General features: G+C 68.4%; 16 protein-coding genes. 8 read left to right on the top strand and 8 right to left on the bottom strand.

The window, feature by feature from the left end; translation table 11 throughout:
• Positions 1–82: 82 nt before the first annotated feature.
• Positions 83–2530 carry a hypothetical protein gene (locus AC1RRW_RS12760; RefSeq protein WP_492901137.1) on the bottom strand — a complete coding sequence of 816 codons (2448 nt, stop codon included), beginning with the start codon at positions 2528–2530 and terminating at the stop codon, positions 83–85.
• Positions 2531–2747: 217 nt separating this feature from the next.
• Positions 2748–3995, bottom strand: a complete 1248-nt coding sequence (locus AC1RRW_RS12755) for a urate hydroxylase PuuD (RefSeq protein ID WP_492901136.1) — start codon at positions 3993–3995, stop codon at positions 2748–2750.
• A 138-nt stretch (positions 3996–4133) separates the two neighbouring features.
• On the opposite strand from AC1RRW_RS12755, the gene uraH reads away from it, so the two are divergent.
• Both uraH and puuE read left to right on the top strand, forming a co-directional pair.
• Positions 4134–4490: a hydroxyisourate hydrolase gene (uraH, locus tag AC1RRW_RS12750; protein ID WP_492901135.1), complete on the top strand. Its 357-nt coding sequence runs from the start codon at positions 4134–4136 to the stop codon at positions 4488–4490.
• 6 nt (positions 4491–4496) lie between these two features.
• Entirely contained in the window at positions 4497–5918 is a 1422-nt protein-coding gene (gene puuE, locus AC1RRW_RS12745) for an allantoinase PuuE (protein ID WP_492901134.1), read from the top strand.
• Here the strand turns inward: puuE and AC1RRW_RS12740 are convergent, their stop codons facing one another.
• The 3 genes from AC1RRW_RS12740 to AC1RRW_RS12730 form a co-directional block, all read right to left on the bottom strand.
• On the bottom strand, positions 5919–6680 hold the full coding sequence (locus AC1RRW_RS12740) for an SDR family NAD(P)-dependent oxidoreductase (protein WP_492901133.1): 762 nt from the start codon (positions 6678–6680) through the stop codon (positions 5919–5921). It lies immediately after the preceding gene.
• A gap of 156 nt (positions 6681–6836) precedes the next feature.
• Positions 6837–8294, bottom strand: a complete 1458-nt coding sequence (locus AC1RRW_RS12735) for a UdgX family uracil-DNA binding protein (RefSeq protein ID WP_492901132.1) — start codon at positions 8292–8294, stop codon at positions 6837–6839.
• Positions 8294–9511 carry a putative DNA modification/repair radical SAM protein gene (locus AC1RRW_RS12730; RefSeq protein WP_492901146.1) on the bottom strand — a complete coding sequence of 406 codons (1218 nt, stop codon included), beginning with the start codon at positions 9509–9511 and terminating at the stop codon, positions 8294–8296. The genes AC1RRW_RS12735 and AC1RRW_RS12730 overlap by 1 nt, the downstream gene beginning before the upstream one ends.
• Before the next feature lie 191 nt (positions 9512–9702).
• On the opposite strand from AC1RRW_RS12730, the gene AC1RRW_RS12725 reads away from it, so the two are divergent.
• The 3 genes from AC1RRW_RS12725 (at position 9703) to glgX (AC1RRW_RS12715) (ending at position 14496) form a co-directional block, all read left to right on the top strand.
• Positions 9703–9882, top strand: coding sequence for a hypothetical protein (locus AC1RRW_RS12725; RefSeq protein ID WP_492901131.1), 180 nt, complete (start codon positions 9703–9705; stop codon positions 9880–9882).
• Between the two features lie 175 nt (positions 9883–10057).
• Positions 10058–12520 (top strand): glycogen/starch/alpha-glucan phosphorylase, encoded by a 2463-nt coding sequence (locus tag AC1RRW_RS12720; RefSeq protein WP_492901145.1) that lies wholly within the window; start codon positions 10058–10060, stop codon positions 12518–12520.
• A 50-nt stretch (positions 12521–12570) separates the two neighbouring features.
• The gene (glgX, locus tag AC1RRW_RS12715; protein WP_492901144.1) at positions 12571–14496 is read left to right on the top strand and encodes a glycogen debranching protein GlgX; all 1926 of its coding nucleotides are present in this window, start codon (positions 12571–12573) and stop codon (positions 14494–14496) included.
• Positions 14497–14627: 131 nt separating this feature from the next.
• Here glgX (AC1RRW_RS12715) and glgX (AC1RRW_RS12710) read toward each other — a convergent pair whose 3' ends face one another.
• The gene (glgX, locus tag AC1RRW_RS12710; protein WP_492901130.1) at positions 14628–16709 is read right to left on the bottom strand and encodes a glycogen debranching protein GlgX; all 2082 of its coding nucleotides are present in this window, start codon (positions 16707–16709) and stop codon (positions 14628–14630) included.
• Positions 16710–17037: 328 nt separating this feature from the next.
• Here glgX (AC1RRW_RS12710) and glgA point away from each other — a divergent pair, with 328 nt between their 5' ends.
• On the top strand, positions 17038–18459 hold the full coding sequence (glgA, locus tag AC1RRW_RS12705) for a glycogen synthase GlgA (RefSeq protein WP_492901129.1): 1422 nt from the start codon (positions 17038–17040) through the stop codon (positions 18457–18459).
• Between the two features lie 18 nt (positions 18460–18477).
• Here the strand turns inward: glgA and AC1RRW_RS12700 are convergent, their stop codons facing one another.
• On the bottom strand, positions 18478–18744 hold the full coding sequence (locus AC1RRW_RS12700) for a DUF2934 domain-containing protein (protein WP_492901128.1): 267 nt from the start codon (positions 18742–18744) through the stop codon (positions 18478–18480).
• Positions 18745–18928: 184 nt separating this feature from the next.
• On the opposite strand from AC1RRW_RS12700, the gene glgB reads away from it, so the two are divergent.
• Together glgB and malQ are read left to right on the top strand one after the other, a co-directional pair.
• The gene (glgB, locus tag AC1RRW_RS12695; protein WP_492901127.1) at positions 18929–21142 is read left to right on the top strand and encodes a 1,4-alpha-glucan branching protein GlgB; all 2214 of its coding nucleotides are present in this window, start codon (positions 18929–18931) and stop codon (positions 21140–21142) included.
• Positions 21143–21175: 33 nt separating this feature from the next.
• On the top strand, positions 21176–23236 hold the full coding sequence (gene malQ, locus AC1RRW_RS12690) for a 4-alpha-glucanotransferase (protein ID WP_492901126.1): 2061 nt from the start codon (positions 21176–21178) through the stop codon (positions 23234–23236).
• Here the strand turns inward: malQ and treY are convergent.
• Complete coding sequence (gene treY / locus AC1RRW_RS12685; protein ID WP_492901125.1) at positions 23233–25857, bottom strand: malto-oligosyltrehalose synthase; 2625 nt, start codon at positions 25855–25857, stop codon at positions 23233–23235. The genes malQ and treY overlap by 4 nt on opposite strands.
• Between the last annotated feature and the right edge of the window lie 19 nt (positions 25858–25876).

The raw sequence follows: 25876 nt of genomic DNA, 5'->3' as shown, positions 1-25876 counted from the left end.
ACCACATCATCGACAGCCCTCCAGAAAAAGCTCGGCGTGGCGTGATGCATGTGCGCGTGACCGACCGCGACGGGCAGACCCGTCAGTAGGCCTGTGTCAGCGACATCAGCGTGCGGGACGCAGCCGCCGGGGCAGGCCCGAGACGCAGCGCCGCGCGCAGCGACTCCGATGGCGCCGTCAGGGCCGCTTGCGGCAGGGCGGCCGGGCCGATCGCGATGGCCGGGCCGGTCGGCGCGACCGGCGCATCCTCCTTGAACGGCTCCGGCGCGACCCGCTCGCGGATTTCGGCCAGCGCGCCCTCGACGGGCCTGAAGCTGAAGCGGACCTTGCGCGCGCCGGCCGGCACCTGAACCGCGCGGAACAGCACGTTCGCCTTCAGGATCTCTGTCTCGACGCCGTCGACCGTGGCGCGCCACCATGGATGCCAGATGTCGTTGAGCACGACGAAGCCGGCCTGCGCCGCGACCACGTCGATCTCCACTTCGGTGTTCTCGTAGCGTGTGAGCCTCACCTCGACCGGCGTCGCCGTGACGGCAGCGCGCTTCGGCCTCACTTCCGCCGGCTCGTTTTCCAGCAGCACGGTTTGCGTCGGATCGACATTGGGCCAGCGCCCGCTCGCCTTCATCACGTCGAAATCGGCGATCTGCCAGCCGGGGACGAATAGCGCGCGCGGCAGGGCGCGCGGGTTCTCGTAGACATAGCCGTCCCTGGTGCGGGCGACGAGCCTGAGATCGCCATTGCGCAGCTTGAAGTCGACCTGCTCGATCGGCACCGGCGTCGCGATGTAACGCAGCCCGAGCAGGTCGGCGAGCTTGCTGCGATAGGACGGGAACAGCGGGGTGAACTTGCGCTGGCCGGGCTCGGCGATGGTGTCGCGCGTGCCGACGGCCTCGGAAAAATCGGCCAGTCGCAGCGGGTTGTAGCCGAGCGTATTGTCGAAACCGTGCACGAGTCCGGCATTGGGCCATTCGAAGCCCATGCCGAGCAGTTCGATCCGATCTCGGCGGGCCGAGCCCGCCGGCTGCGCGACGAGGCGCTTCAGCACGGCGACGGTCTCGTTCTTCGTCTCGGGTCGGAGCACGTCGTAGATCTCGGGCGAAAGCGCGGTCGATTCGTTGGGGCCGTTGTTCAGCCCGAGATCGGCCGCGACCATGCCGGTAACCAGCACGGCGGCCGCGAGCGGCCCCAGCCCATGCCGCCAGCGCAGCAGCACCGCCATGACCATGGCTCCGGCGGCAAACCACGCCATCGCGATCAGGGACGGCTTCCACGCCTCGGCGAGACGCCCGGCCTTGCCGGACACGACGAGCGCGAGCGCGAGCAGCAGCGCGAGCACGCCACCCAGGATCGCGAGATCGCGCCGCAACGAACCGAGATCCGACGCGGTCAGCAGACGATGCAGCACATAGCCGGAGAGGACCGCGCCGAGCGCGCCGATCAGGAAGGTCGCGTCGGCCGGACGGCGAAAGGCCTTCACGCCGGGCAAGTATTCATAGGCCAGATGGAAGAACGGCGTGTAACGTCCGAGCGAAAACAGCACCATGAGCAGGAACAGCAGCGAGAGCGGCCGTATCGCCCTGTCCCAGAGCCAGCCGCGCGTCAGGCCGGGCGCGATCAGCAGCATCAGCGGCAGCGCGCCGAGATAGACCTGCCCCATGTTCTGCGACAGGAACAGTTCCTTCGCGTTCCAGGAATCGCTGTAAGGCCCCCAGAACTCGACCGCCGGATCGCGGGCGCCGAACAGGTCCGCGATGAAAGCCGTCAGCAGCGAGGCCGGGTGCAGCGAACCACGTCCCGCCTCGACGAGATCGACCGCCGGACGGGTCGTAGCCTCGGCGAAGAGCCAGGTCCAGAGCAGCGGCAGCGCGATCGTGACGCCGCCAATGAGGCTGGCCATGGCGGTGGGCGCGAGGCTTGCGCGGACGGCCAGCCAGCCGCCCGCAAGACAGTGCGCCAGCACGAGGCCGACCAGCACATAGGCCCCGAGCAGGGCGACCTGGTCGGGCTCCAGCACCATCAATCCGGCCGCGAGACCGGCGAGCGCGCCGGCCATGAGCGAATTACGCCGCAGCATCCGCGCCGTGAGCCACAAGGCGATGGCGAAGAAGGCGAGGCTCGCGATCTGCCCGACATGCTGGACGCGCCACATCGAGGACGCGCCGAAGGCGAAGACCAGCGCCGCCATCAGCCCGCCGGCCGGGTGCCAGCCGCGGTCGCGGAAAAACATCAGCACAGCGAGCCCTCCCGCCAGCAGATGCGCCAGCACATAGGCGTCGACCATCTGGAAGCTCGGCGAGGGCGAGAGCAGCGCCAGGATGATCGCCGGCGAGAAGATCAGCGATTGCGGATCGGCGATCTGGGGCGAGCCGCCGAAGACGTTAGGGGTCCAGAACGGCGACTGGCCCGAGTTCAGCGCCTGCGCCAGGAACTGGATCTGCGCCTGGAAATGCGCCTTGGCGTCGAACGGAATCGTCACCGCGCCCGAAAGCCAGGGCCAGCACAGCACCGCCCAGACACAGATAAAGGCCACGGCCGCCAGCCTGTAGCTGACGCCCCTCTGCAAAAGCGCGTTCAAGCGGACCCCCCGGTCCCCTCAGGCTTGGACGGAACCCGATTGGGAACCAGCCTCCACCCTGTCAGTGGGAGGGACGATGACGGTTCGCAGGTGAACCAAGACTGAATGAGCCTGCGGCTTCCGTTTGGATTTTGCGCCGCACGCAAAGGATTGGCGCGCCGATATGGATAATTCAGCGCAGATTCGCGAGCCAGGCCGCGACGGCGCGCCGCTCCTGCGGCGTCATGCCCGAGAGGTTGTTGGGCGGCATCGCATGGGTCGTCACCGCTTGTGCGCGAATCGCCCGCGCCTGCCTCGCGATGAAGGCGGGCTCGTGCAGCAGCACGCCCTTCGGCGCGATGCCGATGCCCGGCCAGGACGGCTGCGGCGCATGGCACATAGCGCAGCGCCCGGTGACGATGTCGGCGACCTCGTCTGGCGGCAGCCCGGGCCCCGCCAGCAGAAGCGGCGCGGGATCGGGACCGGCTGCGAGGCCCAGCCGCTCGCGGCCGCCGGGCGAGGACGCCATCGCGACCCAGAAGGCGAGCCAGAGCGCCACGATCGCCACGGCCCAGGTCCACCAGGGCGATTTCGCATGGTCGGCATGGCGGACATTGTAGAAGTGCCGGATCAGCGCGCCGGCGACGATGACAAGCGCCACGAGCAGCGGGATGACCGCCGAATTGGCGTAGGTCACCGGATAGTGGTTCGACAGCATCAGGAACAGCACCGGCAGGGTGATGTAGTTGTTGTGCATCGAGCGCTGCTTGGCGGCGCGGCCGTATTTCGGGTCGGGCTTCTCGCCCGCCATCAGCGCGGCGATGACCCTGCGCTGGCCCGGCATGATGTTGAAGAACACGTTGGCGGTCATGATCGTCGCCATCAGCGCGCCGGTATGGATCAGCGCGCCCCGCCCGGAGAACACGCTGGCGAAGGCCCAGCTCGCGGCGACGACATAGCCGAAGCCGAGCACGCCGAGCACGACATCGTTGCGCCCCAGCGGCGACCTGCAGAGCCAATCGTAGAACAGCCAGCCGAAGACCAGCGCGGCGATGCCGATCGCGCCGGCCGCGACGGGCGACAGCGCCATCACCGCCGGATCGATCAGATAGAGCTCCGACTGCGCGTAATAGACCCAGACCAGCAGGAAGAAGCCCGAGATCCAGGTCCAGTAGGCCTGCCATTTGTGCCAGGTCAGATGCTCGGGCAGGCGGTCCGGCGCGACGAGATATTTCCGCATCTCGTAGAAGCCGCCGCCATGGACCTGCCAGGCGACATACTGGTCGGGCTCAGCCCCGTCGCCCGCCGGGAGCGTGAGATCGCCTTTCAGCGAGGCGTCGAGATGGATGAAGAAGAACGACGCCCCGATCCATGCGATCGCGGTGACCACGTGCAGCCAGCGCAACAGCATGCCGCCCCATTCCATCGCATAGTCAAACATGGCGGGCGGGCCGCGGCGATTGACAGGGACGAATCCGGGATGGAACTCTCATGGCTGCGTCCAGACTAGAGTTGGCCTTTTCGGGAAGGCAAGCTCCGTTCCGGGCGGGCGCATCCTTCTGACAGGGAACTCGCAGCGATGGGACGCCTCTCGACGCATGTGCTCGACACGGTCCATGGCCGGCCCGCGCCCGGCGTCATGATCGCGCTGGACCGGCTGACGCCCGAGGGCGGCCGCTGGCGCGTCGCGCAGGCGATGACCAATCTCGACGGCCGCACCGATGCGCCGCTGCTCGCCGGCGAGGCGCTGGTCGCCGGCACCTACGAGCTCTCCTTCTCGATCGGGGCCTATTTCCGCGGGCTCGGCCTGGTCCTGGACGATCCCACCTTCCTCGACGTCGTGCCGATCCGGTTCGGCGTCGCCGATCCCGAGGGGCACTATCACGTCCCGCTCCTGGCCACGCCCTGGAGCTATTCGACCTATCGCGGCAGCTGAAGCGTCATGAGCGCCGAAGCCTACCCCCGCGACCTCAGAGGCTATGGCCGCGACGCGCCGCACCCGCACTGGCCGGGCGAGGCCCGCATAGCCGTGCAGTTCGTGATCAATTACGAGGAGGGCGGCGAGAACAACGTCCTGCATGGCGACGCGGCCTCGGAAGCCTTCCTCTCCGAGATCGTCGGCGCGGCGGCCTGGCCCGGCCAGCGCCACATGAACATGGAGTCGATCTACGAATACGGCTCGCGCGCCGGCTACTGGCGGCTCTGGCGGATGTTCACGCAGCGCAGGATGCCGGTCACGGTCTTCGCAGTTGCGAGCGCGCTCCAGCGTTATCCCGAGATCGTCGACTCGATGCGGGAGGCCGGCTGGGAGATCGCGACCCACGGGCTCAAATGGATCGACTATCGCGACGTCCCGGCCGAGCGCGAGCGCGCCGATATCATCGAGGCGATCCGCATCCAGAAGGACCTGACCGGCGCGCGCCCGCTCGGCTTCTACCAGGGCCGCACCTCGCAGGACACGACGCCGCTGATGATGGCGGAAGGCGGCTTCCTCTACACCGCCGACAGCTATGCCGACGACCTGCCCTACTGGCTCGACGGCCCCGACGGCCCGCAGCTCTGCGTTCCCTACACGCTCGACGCCAACGACATGCGCTTCGCCACGCCGCAGGGCTTCAATGCCGGCGACCAGTTCCTCGCCTATCTGAAGGACAGTTTCGACACGCTCTACGCCGAGGGCGCGACCGCGCCGAAGCTGATGTCGGTCGGGCTGCATTGCCGGCTCGTCGGCCGGCCGGGGCGCGCCGCCGCGCTGGCGCGCTTCCTCGACTATGTGCAATCGCATGACAGGGTCTGGGTCGCGACCCGGCTCGACATCGCCCGCCACTGGATCAGGCAGCATCCGCCCGAGGGCGGCTATGTGCCCTCGCGATTGCCGAAGGCGCTGTTCGTCGAGGTCTTCGGCCGGATCTGGGAGAATTCGCCCTGGGTCGCGGCAAAGGCCTTCGAGGCGGGGCTCGGCCCGCAGCATGACGACGCCGCGGGCCTCCACGCCGCGATGAGCGCGGCGATGCAGGCAAGTTCCCATGACGAGAAGCGCACGCTGCTGCTGGCGCATCCCGATCTCGCGGGCAAGCTCGCCGCCGCCGGCGAACTGACGCCGGAATCGGCCAGCGAGCAGGCCTCGGCCGGGCTCGACCGGCTCTCGAGCGACGAACGCGTCCGCTTCACCGCGCTGAACGAGGCCTACAAGGCCCGTTTCGGCATTCCCTTCGTCATCGCCGTGAAGGGGTTGAGCAAGGACGAGATCGTCGCGGCTTTCGAGGCGCGGCTTGCAAGCTCGCGCGAGCAGGAGTTCGAGACGGCGCTGGCGCAGGTCGAGAGGATTTCGCTTCTGAGGCTGAAGGAGTTGCTGCCTGCCTGACTACAGCCCGCTCACCAGATGCCCGCCATCGACCGCCACGACCGCGCCGGTCATGAAGCGCGAGGCGTCGGAGCAGAGCAGCAGCAGCGGCCCGTCGAGATCGGCGAGATCGGCGGGCCGACGCATCGGAATGCGCCTGATCAGAGCCTGTCCGGCCTCCGTCGCGAAGAAATCGCGATTGAGATCGGTGACGACGTAGCCCGGAGCCAGCGCGTTGACCCTGATCCTGTGGCGCGCCCATTCCAGCGCCAGCGCCTTGGTCAATTGCACCAGTCCGGCCTTCGCGGCCGCATAGGGCGCGACCGAGACCGCGACGCGCTCGCCCAGGATCGAAGCGATGTTGACGATGGCGCCGCCGCTCTCCTGCGTCGCCATGATCCGGGCCGCGCTGCGGGCGGCGAAGAAGCAGCCCTTCAGGTTGATGTCGAGATGGGCGTCCCACTGCGCCTCGCTCAGCTCCATGGCCCGCTCCGGCTCGGCGACGCCGGCATTGTTGACCAGCACGTCGAGCCCGCCGAGCGCGGCGCCGGCCTCGGTGAGGCCGGCCTCGATCGCGGCGACGGAGCCGAGGTCGAGCGCAAGCGGCACGACCTTGCCGGGCAGCGTGGCGCAATCGCCCGCCAGCGCCTCGAGCCGCTCCAGCCGGCGCGCGGCGGCGACGACATGCGCGCCCTGCCCGGCCAGCACCGCTACGAAATGCGCGCCGAGGCCGGACGAGGCCCCGGTCACCAGAACCCGCTTCCCCTTCAGATCCTGGACCATGCCCATCCTTCAAACCTCATCCCGAGGAGGCCCGGAAGGCCGTCGCGAAGGATGCTCCCCAAGGTTCCGGAAGCAACCGGAGCATCCTTCGCGACGCCGCTGGCGCGGCTCCTCAGGATGAGGGCTCAAATCCGACAAATGCAACTGAGCGTGGCCTCAAACCGCCTTCATCTCCGGCGTCGCCTCGCCGATCCGCCTCAGATCGGCGATGAAACGGGCCGTTTCGCGGGCCTGCGCATCCGGGTCCGGCAGGCGCAGCAGATAGGAGGGGTGCACCGTCGCCAGAACGGGCGTGCCGCCGTCGAGCATGACGTCCCGGTCGCGCATCGAGGAGAGCGATGTGGTCTTCCCGAACAGGGACCCCAATGCGGTCGCGCCCAGCGCCACGATCAGCTTCGGCCTGACGAACTCCCGCTCCAGTCCCAGCCAGAACCGGCAGGCCTTGACCTCCCCGGCGTTCGGCTTCTCGTGGATGCGGCGCTTGCCGCGGACCGTGAACTTGAAGTGCTTCACCGCGTTGGTGACATAGGCGCGCGAGCGGTCGAGCCCGGCCTGCGCCATGGCGCGGTCGAACATCCGCCCCGCCGGACCGACGAAGGGCTTGCCCGCGAGGTCTTCCTGATCGCCCGGCTGCTCGCCGACGAACATTACCGGCGCATCGAGCGGGCCTTCGCCGAACACAGTCCGCGTCGCGTCGCGGCAGAGGTCGCAGCGGCTGCAATGACGGGCGGCCATGGCGGCCTGTTCCCAGCTTTGCGGGGTCTCGCCTCCCGCTTCCATCGCCACGGGCTGGCGCCGCGCCTGTCTTAGATGCCGCTCGGGCGGCTGGGTCGGGGCGGTCACGACCATCTCCTGCGCGCGCCGGGACGCGCCGGCGATCAGGGGAGCAATCAGTTCGGCCTCGGGCAGGTTTCGCCAGTACTTCTCCGGCATCTCGGCCTTCATCGCCTTGATCTTGAGCCGGGCGGGATTGAAGATATTGGCGTAATAGGTCCGCCAATAGGCCTCCATCGCATCTTCGTCCGGCGCATCGGCCTTGGTAGCGCCCTCGGCCAGGTGCAGCGTCGCGCCGTCCCAATGCAGCGAGCGCAGCGGCGTCAGGATCGACCAGCGCATCGCCGGGAAGCGCTTGACGAAGAAGGACGAGACACGCTCGACGATGAAATGCCCGGGCTCGAACCAGGCGACATAGGCCTCGCCTCCGTCCGCATCCCGCACCTCCCGAAAGCGCACGAAGGCCGTCATCTTGTGCATGTCGCGCCGGACCGCCCGCGCCATCGCCTCCGCCCGGTGGACATCCGGATCGGTCGCGACCTTGAGCAGATGCGGCTCCTGCTGGAGGCGCAGCAGCAGGCGATAGAGCAGCGCGAAGCGCTCGGGATCGCGATGGCACGCCACCTGCCCGGCCAGATCGGCAAAATCGCGCGGCGCTTTGAGTTCGGGCCCCGCGACCGGCGCGGCTTCATCGACCGCCTCGCCGTCGAACAGCCCCGCCGCCTCGTCGCCCACGATCCAGGCGATATCGCCGGGCAGGACGCCGCGCCGCGCCAGCGCCCGCGCCTGCCGCCGCCAGCCCTCGAGATCGGCGGGATGGGCAAGCCGCGCGACGAACATCACAGCAACTCCAGTTGCCGCGGCCGAGGCGCGAGATGCTGACGCAGCCGCTCGCTGTCGAGCAGGCTTCCCGGCCGCCAATCCACCGTCACGATGAAGTTGCGCAGGATCGTCAGCGAGCGCGCCAACCGCCCGACATCGTCGAGTCGCAAGGAGCGGAAACGCCGCATTTCCAGGATGCGCTTGACGCTGCGCGTGCCCAGGCCAGGAACGCGCAGCAGCGACTCGCGATCGGCCCGGTTGACATCGACGGGAAAGCGCGCCCGGTGGCGCAGCGCCCAGGCGAGCTTGGGATCGACCGTAAGATCGAGCATTCCGCCCGACGCATCGTCGAGGATTTCGTCGACCTCGAAGCCGTAGAAGCGCGTCAGCCAGTCGGCCTGGTAGAGCCGGTGCTCGCGCATCAGCGGCGGCTCGGAGAGCGGCAGTCGCGCGGACGAATCCGGGATCGGGCTGAAGGCGGAATAGTAGACCCGGCGCAGGCCGAAGCTGCCATAAAGCTGCGCGCTGCGCTGCAGGATCGCGGCGTCGCTGGCCCCGTCCGCGCCGACGATGAGCTGGGTGCTCTGACCCGCCGGCGCGAAGCTCGGCGCCTTGCGCGAGATCGCGCGCTCCGCCTTGCCCTCCGCGATCCTGAGCTTCAGCCCGCCCATCGTGGCGCGGATGTCGCGCGGCTGCTTTTCGGGAGCGAAGCGCTTCAGCGAAACCTCGCTCGGCAGTTCGACATTGACCGAGACGCGGTCGGCATGAAGCCCGGCCTGCGCCACGAGGTCGGGACTGGCGCTCGGGATCAGCTTGAGATGGATGTAGCCGCGGAAGTGATGGATTTCGCGCAGGCTCTGCGCCACCCGCACCATCTCGGCCATGGTGTAGTCCGGCGAACGGATGATCCCGGAGGACAGGAACAGCCCTTCGATGTAGTTCCGCTTGTAGAAGTTCAGCGTCAGATCGACGACCTCTTCGACCGAGAAGCGCGCGCGCCGGACATTGCTCGACGAGCGGTTGATGCAGAAGGCGCAGTCATAGCTGCAGAAATTCGTCAGCAGGATCTTCAGCAGCGAGATGCAGCGCCCGTCCGGCGCATAGGAATGGCAGATGCCCGAGCCGGTCGTCGAACCGATGCCCTTGCCGCCAAGGGAATCACGCTTGGTCGTGTTGCTGGAGGCGCAGGAGGCGTCGTATTTCGCCGCATCGCTGAGGATCTCCAGTTTCTCCATCACGGTCGGCTGTGCCACGGGCGATCCTTATGTTCCCGCTCTGTTCTAGCGCGCGACGGAGTTGCCCGCCAGTCCCGCCAGTCGTGACCGTTCGCCGCGGCGTGACGCCGATCGCGTCGTTTGCCGGCGACGTTGCGGAACCGGCATCCCGTGATCGCGTTATCGCAGCAGGTTCGACACAGGAGAGACAGATGTTCCGCCTTCTTCTCATCATCGCGGTTCTGGCGATCGGCTACGATTCGGTCGTTTATCAGGGCGCCTATACCCGCAACGCCTGGACGCGCGTGGTCGGCGTCACCGATTCGGCGATCAAGAACGCGCGCGAGTTCGGCCGCGACGTGCGCGAGGAAACCCGCAGCCAGATCAACTGAGCGGTCTGGATTTTCGAGCCGGCGGCAGGACATTGCCGCCGGCTTTTTTCGTGTCGGGAAGCGCCGGCCCGAAACATCCCGCATCGCAGCGAATTCGGCTGGACAGGGCGCGGCGTTACTCCGATGTTCGCTGCCAGCGAAACAGCCGGGAGCTCGACGCTTGAACGAGACAGCCATGCCGGCCGGGCTTGCCGCCGCCACCGATTCCGCGATGCTGGTCGAGACGTTGAAGGCCGAGATCGTCAGGAAGCTGACCTATTCGCTCGGCAAGAATCCGTCGGTCGCGCAACCTCACGACTGGCTGACGGCCGGCATCCTGGCGGCGCGGGACCATGTCGTCGACGTATGGCAGCGCTCGACCGGCGAGAGCTACAGGACCGGCCGCAAGCGGGTCTACTACCTGTCGCTCGAATTCCTGATCGGCCGCTCTCTCGCCGACGCGCTCAACAATCTAGGCCTGACCGGCGCGATGGCGCAGGCGATGGCCGATCTTGGCGTCGATCTCGCCGCGATCGAGACGATCGAGCCCGACGCAGCGCTCGGCAATGGCGGTCTCGGCCGTCTCGCCGCCTGCTATCTCGAAGCCATGGCCTCGACCGGCGTGCCGGCGCTTGGCTACGGCATCCGCTACGATCACGGCCTGTTCAAGCAGCGCATCGAGGGCGGCAGGCAGGTCGAGATCCCCGAGGACTGGCTATCCTTCCGCAATCCCTGGGAGTTCGAGCGGCGCGAGAGCGCCTACCAGATCGGCTTCGGCGGCGGCGTGACCCCGGCCGGCAAGCCGGGCGAGGTCGCCTGGGCGCCCGAGGAGACGGTGTTCGCCGTCGCCTACGACACGCCGATCATCGGCTGGCGCGGCCGCGACGCGACGACCCTGCGGCTCTGGCGGGCGCGGGCGCTGCATCCGCTCTCGCTCGACGCCTTCAACCAGGGCGACCTCGTCGGCGCCGTCGCCGAGCGCAACCGCGCCGAGGCGATCTCCAAGGTGCTCTACCCGAACGATTCGACCCCGGCCGGGCAGGAGTTGCGGCTGCGGCAGGAGTTCTTCTTCACCTCGGCGTCGCTGCAGGATCTGGTGCGGCGGCACTATCGCCAGTTCGGCACGCTCGAAACCCTGCCCGACAAGGTCGCGATCCAGCTCAACGACACCCATCCGGCGCTCGCGGTCGCCGAGCTGATGCGGCTGCTGATCGACCAGCACGGCATGGCCTGGGAGAGGGCGTGGGAACTGACCAGCGCCACCATCTCCTACACCAACCATACCCTTCTGCCCGAGGCGCTGGAGACCTGGCCGGTCGCGTTGATGGAGCGGCTGCTGCCGCGCCACATGCAGATCATCTTCGGCGTCAATGCGCGCTTCCTCGAAGGGGTGCGCCGCTCCGCGGGCGGCGAGAACGTCGATCTCGCCGCGATCTCGCTGATCGACGAGCATCACGGCCGGCGCGTGCGCATGGCCCATCTCGCCTTCGTCGGTTCGCACACCGTCAACGGCGTCTCGGCGCTGCATTCCGACCTGATGCGGAAGACCGTATTCGCGCCGCTCCACGCGATCTTCCCGAAGCGGATCACCAACGTCACCAACGGGATCACGCCGCGGCGCTGGCTCTATGGCGCCAATCCCGGCCTGACGAAACTGCTGAGCGATATCTGCGGCGACGGGCTGACCGACGATATCGAGCAGATCGACCGCCTCGCGGCCCATTCCGGCGATGCGTCCCTGCACGGAAAGCTCGCCGCGATACGCCGCCACAACAAGCTGAGGCTCGCCAGGGTCGTCCAGCACGAGACCGGCGTGGTGATCGATCCAGACGCGATGTTCGACGTCCAGATCAAGCGCATCCACGAATACAAGCGCCAGCTCCTCAACATCCTCGAGACGATCGCGCTCTATGACGCGATGCGCTCCGAACCCTATCGCGACTGGGCCCCGCGCGTGAAGATTTTCGCGGGCAAGGCCGCTTCGAACTACGGCATGGCCAAGGCGATCATCAACCTGATCAACGACGTCGCGACCGTGGTGAACAACGACATCACCACGCGCGACCGGCTCAAGGTCGTGTTCCTGCCGAACTACAATGTCAGCGCGGCCGAGATCATCATCCCGGCCGCCGACGTCTCCGAGCAGATCTCGACCGCCGGCATGGAGGCGTCCGGCACCGGCAATATGAAGTTCGCGCTGAACGGCGCCCTGACCATCGGCACCATGGACGGCGCCAATATCGAGATCAGCGAGCGCGTCGGCCTCGACAATATCGTGATCTTCGGCATGAGCGCCGCCGAGGTCGAGGCCGCCAAGCGCGCCCCCCGCCCGACCGACGACGTCATCGACGCCTGTCCTCATCTCGAAGGCGTGCTCGATGCCGTGGCCGGCGGCGCCTATTCGCCCGGCGACCGCAACCGCTATGTCGGGCTCGTCGACGCGCTCAGGGCCAATGACTGGTTCATGGTTCTGAACGATTTCGAGAGCTACCGGCTGGCGCAGCGCCGGCTCGATACGCTCTGGGCCGACCAGCCGGTCTGGTGGACCAAGTCGGTCGCCAACACGGCCCATTGCGGCTGGTTCAGCGCCGACCGCGCCGTCCGCGAATACGCGCAGCGGATCTGGCGCGTGCCGGCCGGCGGCGCGCTTCAGGGCTGAGGCGCTTGGGCAAGCCGTGGCGGATCGCGCCCTGCCCGCTCCCCGCGCGGATGGGCGCGACCCTCGCTGAAGACGGCGTCGCCTTCGCCGTCTTCTCGCGCCATGGCGAGCGCATCGAGCTTTGTGTGCTCGACGAGGCGGGAGAGCGCGAGACGGCGCGCGCGCCGCTGCCCTGCCGCAGCGGCGACATCCATCACGGTTTCCTGCCCGGCGCGAAGGCGGGGCTGCGCTATGGCCTGCGCGCATCCGGTGCATGGCAGCCGGAGCGCGGTCACCGCTTCGATGCGTCGAAGCTGCTGATCGACCCTTATGCCACGCTGGTCGACCGGCCGTTCCGCTGGGATGTGAGGCTGGCGCAGCGCGGCGTAGACACCAGTGCGCTCGTGCCGGCCTGCGTCGTGACGGAAGCCCTCGTCCCGCACCGGGCCGGGATCGAACAGACCCCCGCCCTCATCTACGAGCTCGCGGTCAAATCCTTCACGATGCGCCATCCCGACATGCCGCCGCCCCTGCGCGGCACGCTCGCGGCGCTGACAGAGCCGGCGATTCTCGCCCATCTCCAGCGGCTCGGCGTCAGCCATGTCGAGCTGATGCCGGTGGCGGCCTGGATGGACGAGCGCCACCTGCCGCCGCTCGGCCTCGCCAATGCCTGGGGCTACAACCCGGTGAATTTCTTCGCGCTCGATCCGCGCCTAGCCCCAGGCGGGAGCGCCGATCTCGCCCGGCTCTGCGAGGCCTACCGTGAAGCCGGCGTCGGCGTGATTCTCGACATCGTCTTAAACCACACCGCCGAGAGCGACGAGCATGGCGCGACGATCTGCCTGCGCGGGCTCGACAACGCGGTCTATTACCGCCATGCGGCCGACGATCCCGGCCGGCTCGTCAACGACACCGGCTGCGGCCATACGCTGGCGCTCGACCGCGCCCCCGTCGTCCGCATGGCGATGGACAGCCTGAGGCGCTGGCGCGCGCTCGGCGTCGCCGGCTTCCGCTTCGATCTCGGCACGGTGATGGGTCGCTCCGACATCGGCTACTCTCAGGACGCAGCCCTCTTCGCCGCCATCCTGCAGGATCCCGACCTGTCGCAGGCGATCCTCATCGCCGAGCCCTGGGACATCGGCCCGGGCGGCTATCGGCTCGGCGAGTTCCCAGCACCCTTCGCCGAATGGAACGGCCGCTACCGCGACGATGTCCGCCGCTTCTGGCGCGGCGACGCCGGCATGGCCGGCGCGCTGGCGACGCGGCTCGCCGGCTCGTCGGACCTGTTCGCGAGCCGCCATCGCGGCCCGAACGCCTCGGTCAACTTCGTCTGCGCCCATGACGGCTTCACCCTCGCCGACCTCGTCAGCTACGCGACCAGGCACAACGAGGCCAATGGCGAGGGCAACCGCGACGGCGACGCCGACAGCCACGGCTGGAACAACGGCGTCGAGGGAGGGAGCGACGATCCCGCCGTGAAGGCCGCCCGCGACCGCGACATGCGCGCCCTGCTGGCGACGCTCTTCCTCTCGCGCGGCGTGCCGATGCTGACCGCGGGCGACGAATTCGGCCGGACCCAGCATGGCAACAACAACGCCTACTGCCAGGATAACGCAGCGTTCTGGCTGGATTGGGAGAGTGCGGATGAGGCGCTGATCGGCTTCGTGGCGGAGCTGTCCCGCCTGCGCCGCGAACACCCTCTGCTCCGCTCGAACGCCTTCCTCACGGGACGGGCGGCGGCAGACGGCCTGCCGCCCGACGCAGCCTGGCTGAAGGTCGACGGCACGCCGATAGGCGAAGCCGACTGGAACGGGATCGACGCTTTCGCGCTGCTGCTGTCCGACCAGACGCAGCAGCTGCTGATCGCGGTCAATCGCAGCGAGAAGCCGACTTCGTTTACGTTTCCGGACGGCGGCTGGCGAAAACTCCTGTTATCGACGGCCAGCGACAGCGAGGCGAGCCTGCCGGCGCGCGGTGTTGCGTTATGGCGTCGTTAGTGCCCCCTCCCGTCATGGTCGGGCTTGTCCCGACCATCCACGTCTTCCGCCGTCGAACCCCATGATCAGCGCGGATGCTCGCCATGAGGGCGAGCATGACCGACGGGCTTCAGGTTCGCTATCGATACCCCTCACATCAGCACGATCAGCGACCGCGGCGAGAGCGTGATCTCGCTGTCCGCCTTCAGCCCCTTGCGGCCCTCGTCGGAGCCCGGCCCGGTCTCGGTGTCGAGCACGACCGACCATGACCCCGCCTTCACGCGCGCCGGAATCTTGAAGACAACGTCTCCGTCGAAGGCGTTGAAAAGAATCAACGCCTCGTCGCCGCCCTCCTCGACATCCGGCATGTGCAGCAGCAGTCCGATGGCGCGCAGGCCCTCGTCGTCCCAGTGCTCCTCCTGTTGGTCGCCGCCGGCGGGATTGACCCAGCGCAGCACGCAGCCGTCGCGGAAGCCGGCCCGGCGGAAGATCGCGTGCTCGGCCCGCAACTGCGTCACCCGCCGCACGAAGCCGGTCAGCGCCTTGTCGCGCTCGGTGATGCGGTCCCACTTGATCCAGCCGAGTTCGTTGTCCTGGCAATAGACGTTGTTGTTGCCGTCGTTGGAGTGGCCCAGCTCGTCGCCGGCCAGGATCATCGGCGTGCCGTGCGACAGCAGCAGCGTCGCCAGCAGGTTGCGCTTCTGGCGCTCCCTGGCGGTGATGATGCCCTCGTCGTCGGTCGGGCCCTCGACGCCGAAATTGAACGACAGGTTGTGGCCGTGGCCGTCCTTGTTGTCCTCGCCGTTGGCCTCGTTGTGCTTCTCGTTGTAGGAGACGAGATCGTTCAGCGTGAAGCCGTCATGGGCGGTGATGAAGTTGACGCCGGCCCAGGGGCGGCGCCCACGCTGGTCGTAGACGTCGCCCGATCCGGTGACGCGGGCGGCGAGGTCGCGCACGATCCCCTCCTCGCTCTTCCAGTAGGCGCGCACGGTGTCGCGGTACTTGTCGTTCCACTCGGCCCAGCCCGGCGGAAAACCGCCGACCTGGTAGCCGCCGGGCCCGATGTCCCAGGGCTCGCCGATCAGCTTGACCTTGCGCAGGACAGGGTCCTGCCCCATCGCATCGAAGAAGCCGCCGCGCTGGTCGAAGCCGTGTGGCTCGCGCCCGAGGATGGTGCCGAGATCGAAACGGAAGCCGTCGACCTCCATCACCTCGACCCAGTAGCGCAGCGAATCCAATACCATCCGCAGCACTTGCGGATGGCTGGTGTTGACCGTGTTCCCCGTGCCGGTGTCGTTGATGTAGAAGCGCGCCTCGTCCGGCATCGTCCGGTAATAGGAAAAGTTGTCGATGCCCTTGAAGGAGAGCGTCGGGCCCATCTCGTTGCCCTCGGCGGTGTGGTTGTAGACCACGTCCAGAATGACCTCGAGGCCGGCATCGTGGTACTTGCGCACCATGTCGCGGAAGGAGACGAGGCCGCCTGAGCCGAGATAGCGCTTCATCGGCGCGAAGAAGCCGATCGTGTTGTAGCCCCAGTAGTTCGTCAGGTTCTTCGCGACGAGGTGGTGGTCGTCGAGATAGGCATGCACCGGCAGGAGCTCGACCGAGGTGACGCCGAGGCTCCCGATATAGTCGACGATCTGCCTCTCGCCGAGCCCGTCGACCGTGCCGCGCATCGCTTCCGGCACGCCCTTGTGCAGCCTGGTGAAGCCGCGCACATGCGTCTCGTAGAAGATCGTCCGGTCCCATGGTATCGACGGCCCGGCGGGGCGCGCGCGATCCGCGCGAAGATCGCTGACCACGCATTTCGGCGTGAAGGGCGCGCTGTCGAGTTCGCTGAAGCTCAGATCAGGATCCGTCCCGGCCCCGACATCGTAGCCGTAATGGGCGTCGTTCCAGGCGATCTCTCCGGCATAGTCCTTCGCATAGGGATCGAGCAGCAGCTTGTTGGCGTTGAAGCGATGGCCTTCCTCCGGCGCGAAGCGGCCATGGACCCGGTATCCGTAACGCTGACCCGGCTTCACCCCGGGCACATAGCCATGCCAGATCTCGTCGGTGTATTCCGGCAGCGTGATCCGCGCCGTCTCGTGCTGCCCGCTCTCGTCATAGAGGCAAAGCTCGACACGTTCGGCATAAGCCGAGAACAGCGCGAAATTGGCGCCGTCGGCATCGGTCGTCGCGCCGAGTTCGTCGCCATGACCCGCCTTGATCTCGATCGCGCCCTGCCCAGCCATGATAGTCGCCCCGTCGCGATCGGGCGGGACGCAAGCTCGCGGCGCCCGCCGCAATCACTTCGTCGCAATTCAGGTTCACCGTCGCAGGGCAGGCAACGCCGGCTGCGCCCGGCGGGTTCCCGGCTCGCGGCCCCGGAATTGCATGTTTATTTTGCAACGCAGCATGGAACTTTAACCACCCACCCCCCGTTGTCGTTCAAACGCGTCGAGGCACGAGACGATGGCCGATCCGAAGCAGTCTTTGACGGACGCGGTTTCCGCGACTTCGGGCCATGCTCTGACTTATGCCGCCGCCGTAAAGGACGGCCCCCCCGAACTCGGGTCGCGATTGGCCGCGACCACGAAACTTCTTTTCGTCACCTCCGAAATGGGCGATTTCGTCAAGGCCGGCGGGCTCGGCGAAGTCTCGTCCGCATTGCCTCGCCAGCTCCGCGCGCTCTGCGACGTCCGTGTCCTGATCCCGGGTTATCGTCAGGTCCGCGCCGCCAGGCCCGCCATGGACGTGATCCGGAGGATGCCGCGCACGGCGAGCCTGCCACCCTGGTCGCTCGGCCGCTTCAGCACGGCAGACGGCCTCGTCATCTACGCGGTTCTGTGCGACGAACTCTACGACCGCGAAGGCTCGCCCTACGGCCCCTATGCCGGCGGCGATTTCAGCGACAACGACATCCGCTTCGCCAGGCTTTCGCTCGCCGCCGCCGAGCTGGCGGCCGGCGAGGCCGATCCGAACTGGAAGCCCGACATCCTGCACGTCAACGACTGGCCGTCAGGCATGGCGCCGGGCTATCTGCGCTGGAAGGGCCTCGACACGCCTTCGATCCTGACGATCCACAACCTCGCCTATCAGGGCCTCTACCAGCCGGCCCGCATGGGCGCGCTCGGAATCCCCGATCTCGCCTTCTCGGTGAACGGCGCCGAGTTCCACGGCAAGATCTCGTTTCTCAAGGCCGGCATCTTCTACGGCTCGCACGTCACGACCGTGAGCGAGACCTATGCCAGCGAGATCACCACGCCTGAGCACGGCTGCGGACTGGAAGGCCTGCTCAAGACCCGCATGGACGAGGGCCGCCTGACCGGCATCGTCAACGGCATCGACGACAGCTGGACCTCGCCGGCCGTCGGCGAAAAGGCGATGGCCGAGCGCGTGCGCGCCTGGAAGCGCCAGAGCGCCGCCGATATCCGCAAGACCTTCGAGCTTCCGGAAACGAAGGGCCCGCTGTTCTCGATCATCTCGCGGCTGGTGCATCAGAAGGGCATCGACCTTTCGATCGAGGCGGCGGAGACCATCGTCGCCAGCGGCGGCCAGCTCGTCGTCACGGGCCGCGGCGAGCCCAGGCTTGAGGACGCGATCGAGCGGCTGGCGCGCCAGAACCCCGACTCCATCGCGGCCCGCATCGGCTTCGACGACGCCGAGGCGCGACGCATCTTCGCCGCGAGCGATTTCCTGCTGATGCCCTCGCGCTTCGAACCCTGCGGCCTCAGCCAGATGTACGCCCAGCGCTTCGGAGCCCTGCCGATCGCATACCGCACCGGCGGGCTGGTCGACACGATCGAGGACGGTCTGTCGGGCTTCCTGTTCTCGTCTCTGACTGGCGCCGGCCTGACCTCCGCCGTCACGCGGGCGCTTGCCGCCTACCGCTCCAAGCGCGCCTTCAGGCAGATGCGCGAGCATGCGATGGCCAAGCGCTTCGACTGGAGCCGCCCGACGCATCGCTATGCCGATGTCTACGCCCGGGCGCTGGCCGCCTGAGCGCCTCCTGCCATCGCATCAGCTCTTTTTGCTCGGAGCGGCCTTGGTCGCGCCGGCCTTCGCCGGCGGCTTGGCCTCGGCCGGGCTTTTCCGGGTTGCGGAAACCTTGCCTTTCGCCGGTGTCTTCGCCTGTGCGCCCGCGCTCTTTTGCGCGGCCGGACTGCTCAGGCTGCCTTCGACCCGCGCCTCGGCCTGGCGCCAGTGTTCGATGTCTCGACCGGCCGGCTTCCCTTCCGCCTCCCAGATGGCATAGGCCGTGTCGCGGACGATCTGTTCCCGGCTCATCTGCATTCTCCCTTTCGTAAGCGTCGACATCCGTGGGACAACAGCGAGGTCGAACCATGGTTCCGCGCCGCCTGTCCGAAGGAAACAAGCTCCGCATGCAGGAACGGAACCAGCCGTCATTGCGTTGCACCATCATAGGCTCGGCCATCGTCGCGGAGCTTCGCGACCGGCAGGACCAGACACGATGACGCGCCCGATTCCCTTTCGCCTGCCCGGCCTGCCGATCCACGACCGCGAGCGGCTGGAAGCCGGAACCCACCCCGATCCATTCGCCGTCCTCGGCAAGCACCATGTCGGCGAGCGTTGCCTCGTGCGCGCCTTCCTGCCCGGCGCGACCTATGTCGAACTCGTCACCGGCGAAGGCGAAACGCGCCGGACCGCCGCGATGGTCGATCATGGCGGCGGGCTGTTCGAGGCGCTCTGTCCGCCCGACGAGCGTTATCGCCTGCGCGCCGCCTGGCCCGGCGGCATCAGCGAGAGCGCCGACCCCTACAGCTTCGGCCTGCTGCTGTCCGAGGACGACATCTATCTCTTCGCCGAGGGCCGGCATTTCGATCTGTCGACGCGCTTTGGCGCTAATCTGCGCAGGATCGACGGCGTCGACGGCGTGCTCTTCGCGGTCTGGGCGCCCAATGCCGGCAGCGTTTCCGTCGTCGGCGAGTTCAACGGCTGGGACCAGCGCCGCCTGCCGATGCGCCGCCGGCTCGGACCGGGCATATGGGAAATCTTCGTGCCGGGCCTGACCGAGGGCACGATCTACAAATATGCGATCACCACCCCGTCCGGCGAGCGCCTGCCCTGGAAGGCCGATCCGCTGGCGCGCCGGACCGAGCTGCCGCCGGCGACCGGCTCCGTCGTGGCGGCGACGCCTGCCTTCGATTGGAGCGACGAGGACTGGCTGAGGACGCGCGAGGCCGCGCACCCGATGGCCGAGCCGATGTCGACCTACGAGGTCCATGTCGGCTCCTGGCTGCGCACGGAATGGGGCCAGATGGGCTCCTGGAACGAGGCCAGCGACCGGCTGATCCCCTATCTTCGGCACATGGGTTTCAGCCATGTCGAATTGCTGCCGATCACCGAGCATCCCTTCGGCGGCTCATGGGGCTATCAGCCGCTGGCGCTGTTTTCGCCGACCGCGCGGCTCGGCGCGGCCGAGGACTTCGCCCGCTTCGTCGACAAGGCCCATGCCGCCGGCATCGGCGTGATCCTCGACTGGGTGCCGGCGCATTTTCCCTCGGATGAGCACGGGCTTGCCCGCTTCGACGGCACGGCGCTCTACGAGCATGAGGATCCGCGTCAGGGCTTCCATCGCGACTGGAACACGCTGATCTACAATGTCGGCCGGCGCGAGGTGCGCGGCTTCCTGATCGCCTCGGCGCTCTGGTGGGTCGAGACCTTCCATCTCGACGGCCTGCGCGTCGATGCCGTCGCCTCGATGCTCTACCGCGACTACAGCCGCCCGCCCGGCGAATGGGTGCCGAACGAGTATGGCGGGCGCGAGAACCTCGAGGCGATCTCGTTCTTCCAGGAACTCAACACTTTGGTCGGCGCGCGGGGCCGCGGCGCGGTCACCATCGCCGAGGAATCGACCGCCTGGCCCGGCGTCACCAGCCCGGTCCATCATGGCGGCCTCGGCTTCCATTTCAAATGGAACATGGGCTGGATGCACGACACGCTGCGCTATTTCGCGCGCGATCCGATCCATCGCGGCCATCATGGCGACGACATCACCTTCGGCCTGATCTACGCGTTCTCGGAGAATTTCGTGCTGCCGATCTCGCATGACGAGGTCGTGCACGGGAAGGGCTCGCTGCTCTCGCGCATGCCGGGCGACGACTGGCAGCGTTTCGCGAACCTGCGCCTGTTCCTCGCGATGATGTGGAGCCATCCCGGCAAGAAGCTGCTCTTCATGGGCTGCGAGTTCGGGGCGGAGCACGAATGGAGCGTCGACGCGCCCTTCCCCTGGCCCCACCCCTATGACGAGCGCCGCCAGGGCGTCTCCAGGCTGGTGCGGGATCTGAATGCGCTTTATCGCGGCACCCCCTCGCTCCACCGGCTCGACCATGCGCCCGAGGGTTTCGCCTGGATCGTCGGCGACGACGGCGCCAATTCGGTCTTCGCCTTCGGCCGCTCGGGCGGGCCGGGCACGCCCGACATCCTCGTCGTCGCCAACATGACGCCGGTCCCGCGCCACGACTATCGCATCGGCGTGGTGAAGCCCGGCCTCTGGCGCGAGCGCCTGAACAGCGACGCCGGCATCTACGGCGGAGCCGGCATCGGCAATGGCGGCGAGCGAAAGACCGATCCCGTCGCGGCGCATGGCGAGAGGCAGAGCCTCGCGCTGACGCTGCCGCCGCTCGGCCTGATCGTGCTGGAGCATGATCCTGCCAGCCGCTAGTCCTGCCTCGACGTTTCCGATCCGGAGCCCGCGATGAGCGACGAAACCCTGCGCCAGCTCGCAGCCAAGGCCGGCGTCGCGCCGCAATGGACCGACCAGTCCGGCGAATTGCGCGACGTCTCGCCCGACAGCCTGCGCGCCATCCTGTTCGCGCTCGGCCTGCCGGCCGACAGCGACGCCTCCCTGCGCAATTCGCTCTCGATGGTCGAGGGCGGCGTCAACGCGGTCGCGATCTCGCGCTTCACCACGGCGCGCGTCGGCCAGCCCGTGGCTCTGCCGATCGCCGGCGCGCCGGGCTCTTCCGTCGAACTCCTTCTGGAGGGCGGCGCGCAGCGCGTCGTCACCACCAGCGAAGGCTATGACGGCTCGCTGCTGCTGCCGGCCTTCGACGAACCGGGCTATCACACCGTCCGCACGGCCGATGGCGACTTCACCGTCGCGACCGCGCCAGAGCGCTGCATCACCTTCGCCGACCTGAATGGCCGGAACGGCTTCGGGCTGGCGGCGCAGATCTATTCGCTGCGGAGCGACGGCGACGGCGGCATCGGCCATTTCGGCGGCGTCGCGGCGCTGGGACGAAGCGCGGCGGCGCGCGGCGCGCAGGCTTTGGCGATCAGCCCGGTCCATGCGCTCTACGGCGCGGAGCCCGGCCATTTCAGCCCGTACTCGCCGTCGACCCGCCTGTTCTTCAATCCGCTCCATGCCGATCCGACGACGGCCTTTCCGGAGGATCTCGTCCAGGCGATCGTCGAGCGGTCAGGCCTCGGCGAGGACATGGCGAGGCTCGCCGGCCTGCGCCAGGTCGATTGGGTCGCCGCGACGCCGCTGCGCCAGCGCCTGCTGCGCGGGCTTTATGAGGTGCTGCGCGACCCCGATCGCGCGCCCGAGCCGGCGCGTCATGAATTCGAGCGCTATCTCGCCGATGCCTCGCCGCTGCTGCGGGCGCACGCGACTTTCGAGGTGCTGCACGCCGCCCAGCTCGAGCGCGACCCTGGCGCCTGGAGCTGGCGCGACTGGGAGGCCGGCTACCGCGACCCGGACGGCGAAGCGGTCGCGGCCTTCGCGACCGAGCGTCCCGACGAGATCGCCCACCAGATCTTCCTGCAATGGCTGACAGGCCGCTCCTATGGCCAGGCCCAGCAGGCCTGCCGCGAGGCCGGGATGAACGTCGGCCTGATCGCCGATCTCGCCATCGGGATGGACGGGGCCGGCAGCCACGCCTGGAGCCGCCAGCACGAGGTGCTCGGCGGCCTGAGCGTCGGCGCGCCGCCTGACTATTACTCGGCCGAGGGCCAGAGCTGGGGTCTGACCACTTTCTCGCCGCGCGGGCTCGCGACCTCCGGCTACGCGCCCTTCATCGAGACGCTTCGCGCCAGCCTGCGCTATGTCGGCGGCATCCGCATCGATCACGTCATGGGCATGAGCCGGCTCTGGCTCGTGCCAGAGGGGACGAGCGCGCTCGACGGGGCTTACGTGACCTTTCCGTCCGAGACGCTGTTTAGGCTGATCGCGCTCGAATCCTGGCGGCATAGGGCGATCGTCATCGGCGAGGATCTCGGCACCCTGCCGGACGGCTTTCGCGACTATCTGCGCCAGCAGGGCGTCGCGGGCCTGCGCGTGCTGCGCTTCGAGAAGAACGACCATGGCTATATCCAGCCCGAGCACTGGGACCCCGCCGCCGCCGCCCTGACCACGACGCACGACCTGATCGCCACCGCCGGCTGGTGGGCCGGAGCCGATATCGAACCCGCCGACGATCGGGATGCGCAGGATCTGCGCGCCTGGAATCGCGGGCTGCTCTGGGGCTCCTTCGAGAACGCCGGACTGGTCCAGGGCGAGCGGCCCGCGCCCGACGACCCCGACCCGGTTGTCGACGCCGCGATCCGCTATGTCGCAAAGACGCCCTGCACGCTGAAGCTGCTCGCGATCGAGGACGCGCTCGGCCTGCGCGACCAGCCCAACGTGCCGGGCACCACGACGGAAAAACCGAACTGGCGGCACAGGCTGGACGGGGATGCCGGCGCGCTGCTCGACGGCGGGGCGGTGCAGGCGAGGCTGCGCCATCTCGGTCCGCCGCGCGATAGCGGGAGCTAGCCGCTCCCGCGCAGCGACCAGACGCCGACGGGCACGACGGGCAACGCATCGGCTAGAAGCAGGTCGCCCGTAGCGGCGAGTTCGGGGCCGACGACCGCCTCCCATGCGGCCTCCGCATCCCGAAGCACGACCCGCGTATCCCCCCACCAGGCCCGGTCCGGCACGATCGCCTCGCCGCCGGCCATGCCGCCGGCGCAGCAGCGGGCGAGGACCACGAGCGCGGCTCGATCGCCAGAGCGCCGCAGGAACGCCATCGCGTTTTCCGCGCGCTCGCCTGTGACCGCCAATGGCTCGTGGCTGCCCTCGCCGAACAACTCCGGATCGCCTTGGCGCAGCGCGAGCAGCTTGCGCAGCATGGTCTGCTTGATCCGGCCGTCGCGCCAGCTTTCCGCCAGCAGGTCGAGCGTCAGGCGCTGCGCCAGCGCGATCCGGCGCGCGCCGAAATCGACCGGCCGGCGATTGTCGGGATCGACCAGGCTGAAATCCCAGAACTCCGTGCCCTGATAGGTGTCCGGAAGGCCGGGCGCGAGGCAGCGCAGCGCCATCTGAACCAGGCCGTTCAGCGCGCCGGGACGCGCGATAAGAGCGACGAAGGCGCCCGTCTCGGCGAGGAAGTCCGCGCTCTGGCTCGGCATCAAAGCGGCCTGGATGAAGAGCTCCGCCTTGTTCTCGTAAGCCTCGTTCGGCGCGGCCCAGCCCGAGCGCAGCTTGCCTTCGCGCAGCGCCTTCCGCGACCAGGCCGCCAGGCGCGTGGCGAAGGCCTCGAGCCCGGCGGCGTCATCGGGCGCGAGGCCGAGCGGCCAGGCTCCGACCATCATCTGGTAGAGCATGTACTCGTCGGCCCGGTCGAAGCCGTCCGGCCGTATCCCCGCGTTCAGAATGCTCCAGCGCTCGGTCGCGTCGATCCAGGCCCGCGGCATCTCGCTGATCACGGCGAGCCGCGCCCGGACATCCTCGCCGCGCTTGTGGTCATGGGTCGCGGTGGCGAGCTGCGAGCGCGGCAGATGAGTCGCGCGCGCCTGCATCATCGCGTGGAACGCCTCGACGTCGAGCCCGAGCACGCCGGCATCGAACCCGACATCGTTGCGCGAGAGCAGCCGGCCATAGCGATAGAAGGCCGTGTCCTCGACCGCCTTCGCGGCCAGCGGCGCGGTGAGCTGGTTGAAGCGCCGGATCGCGGTGACGCGCGAGGGTCGCAGGCCCTCCTCGCCCTGCCCGGCCATCACCGAGGCGACGAAGCGCAGCGCCGGCGGATCGCTTAGCGGCGCGGCGAGCGCGGCGTCGAGCGCGGCCTGCAGCCGCTCGCCCGCGCCGACGCCGTCATCCTGTCCGGTCGCGTAGCTGCGATAGGCCCGCATCTGCACGATCAGGCTGGTGACGGCCCGGCGCAGGGCGGCGCGCGTGATGCCCTCGCCGTCGCGATGCTCGGCGCCGGCCTGTTCGAGCGCGTCGATCAGGCGCTCGCGCTGCCCGTCGAAGCCATGCGACAGGATTTCGTGGCGGGCGATCTCCTCCTCGCCGTGGAAATCGCGCGGCCGCCCGCTGATCACCGCCCAATGCGCCGACAGCGGCGCGCGCGCCTCGGGCTTGTGCTGGAACGCCGAGACCTGGTCCATGAAGTCGTATCCGGTCGAGCCGTCGACGTTCCAGTCCGCCGGGATATGCTCGCCCGAAGCGAGTATCTTCTCGACGACGAGCCAGGCCCTGCCCTGCCCGCTTCCGGGCGGACGCTCGCCCCGCCGCGCATCGAGTTCGCTCCTGAGCTTGCGGCAATAGCCGGCCGGGTCGCCGAGGCCGTCGACATGATCGATGCGCAGACCGTCGATCACGCCCTCGGCGTAGAGCCTGAGCGCCAGCGCGTGCTTGGCGGCGAAGGCGGCGGGCTCCTCCATCCGGATCGCGGCGAGCTGGGTGATGTCGAAGAAGCGCCGCCAGTTGATCCGGTCGCCGGCGTTGCGCCACCAGTCGAGCAGGAAGTTCTGCTTCGCGATTAGCGCGTCCAGCTTGGCCGCATCGTCATAGGCGCCGATGCCGGCCGCCGCGATTCCGGCCTCGTCCTCGGGCCGGATCGGGAACAGGTGCTCGCCATGGGCGATCGCATAGCCGCCCCCTTCGCGCGTGATCAGCGCGAGCCCGCCTTCCGCCAGGACGTTGCGGTAGGGTTCGCCGAGGAAGGGAGCGTGGACCTTGCCGGCCAGTTCCTTGTCCGGCGTGTCGAAATCGACGTCGAACCAGCTCGCATAGGCGCTGGCGCGACCGTGCTGGAGCAGGTCGAGCCACATCGGGTTGTCGGCTCCGCCGACCGCGACATGGTTCGGCACGATGTCGAGGATGATGCCGATGCCATGCTCGCGCAGCGCCGCCGCCATCTCGCGAAAGCCCTCCTCGCCGCCGAGTTCCGGATTGATGGCGTCGTAGCGCACCACGTCGTAGCCGTGCTGCGAGCCGGCCCGCGCCGTCAGGATCGGCGAGGAATAGACATGGCTGATGCCAAGCTCGGCGAGATAGCCGGCGAGGTCGCGCCCGGCCGAGAACGGAAAGCCCTTGTGAAACTGCAGGCGGTAGGTCGCACGCGGCAGGGAGGAGGCAGGGGTCGAGGGGCGCTGCGGCGCATCCGGCATCGTCGGGCTTTCAGGCTGT

The sequence above is a fragment of the Allobosea sp. GW821-FHT12C12 genome (assembly GCF_058807355.1).
Note: the sequence above shows the minus strand (reverse complement) of the source record. Positions and strands in the feature narration are given on the sequence as shown.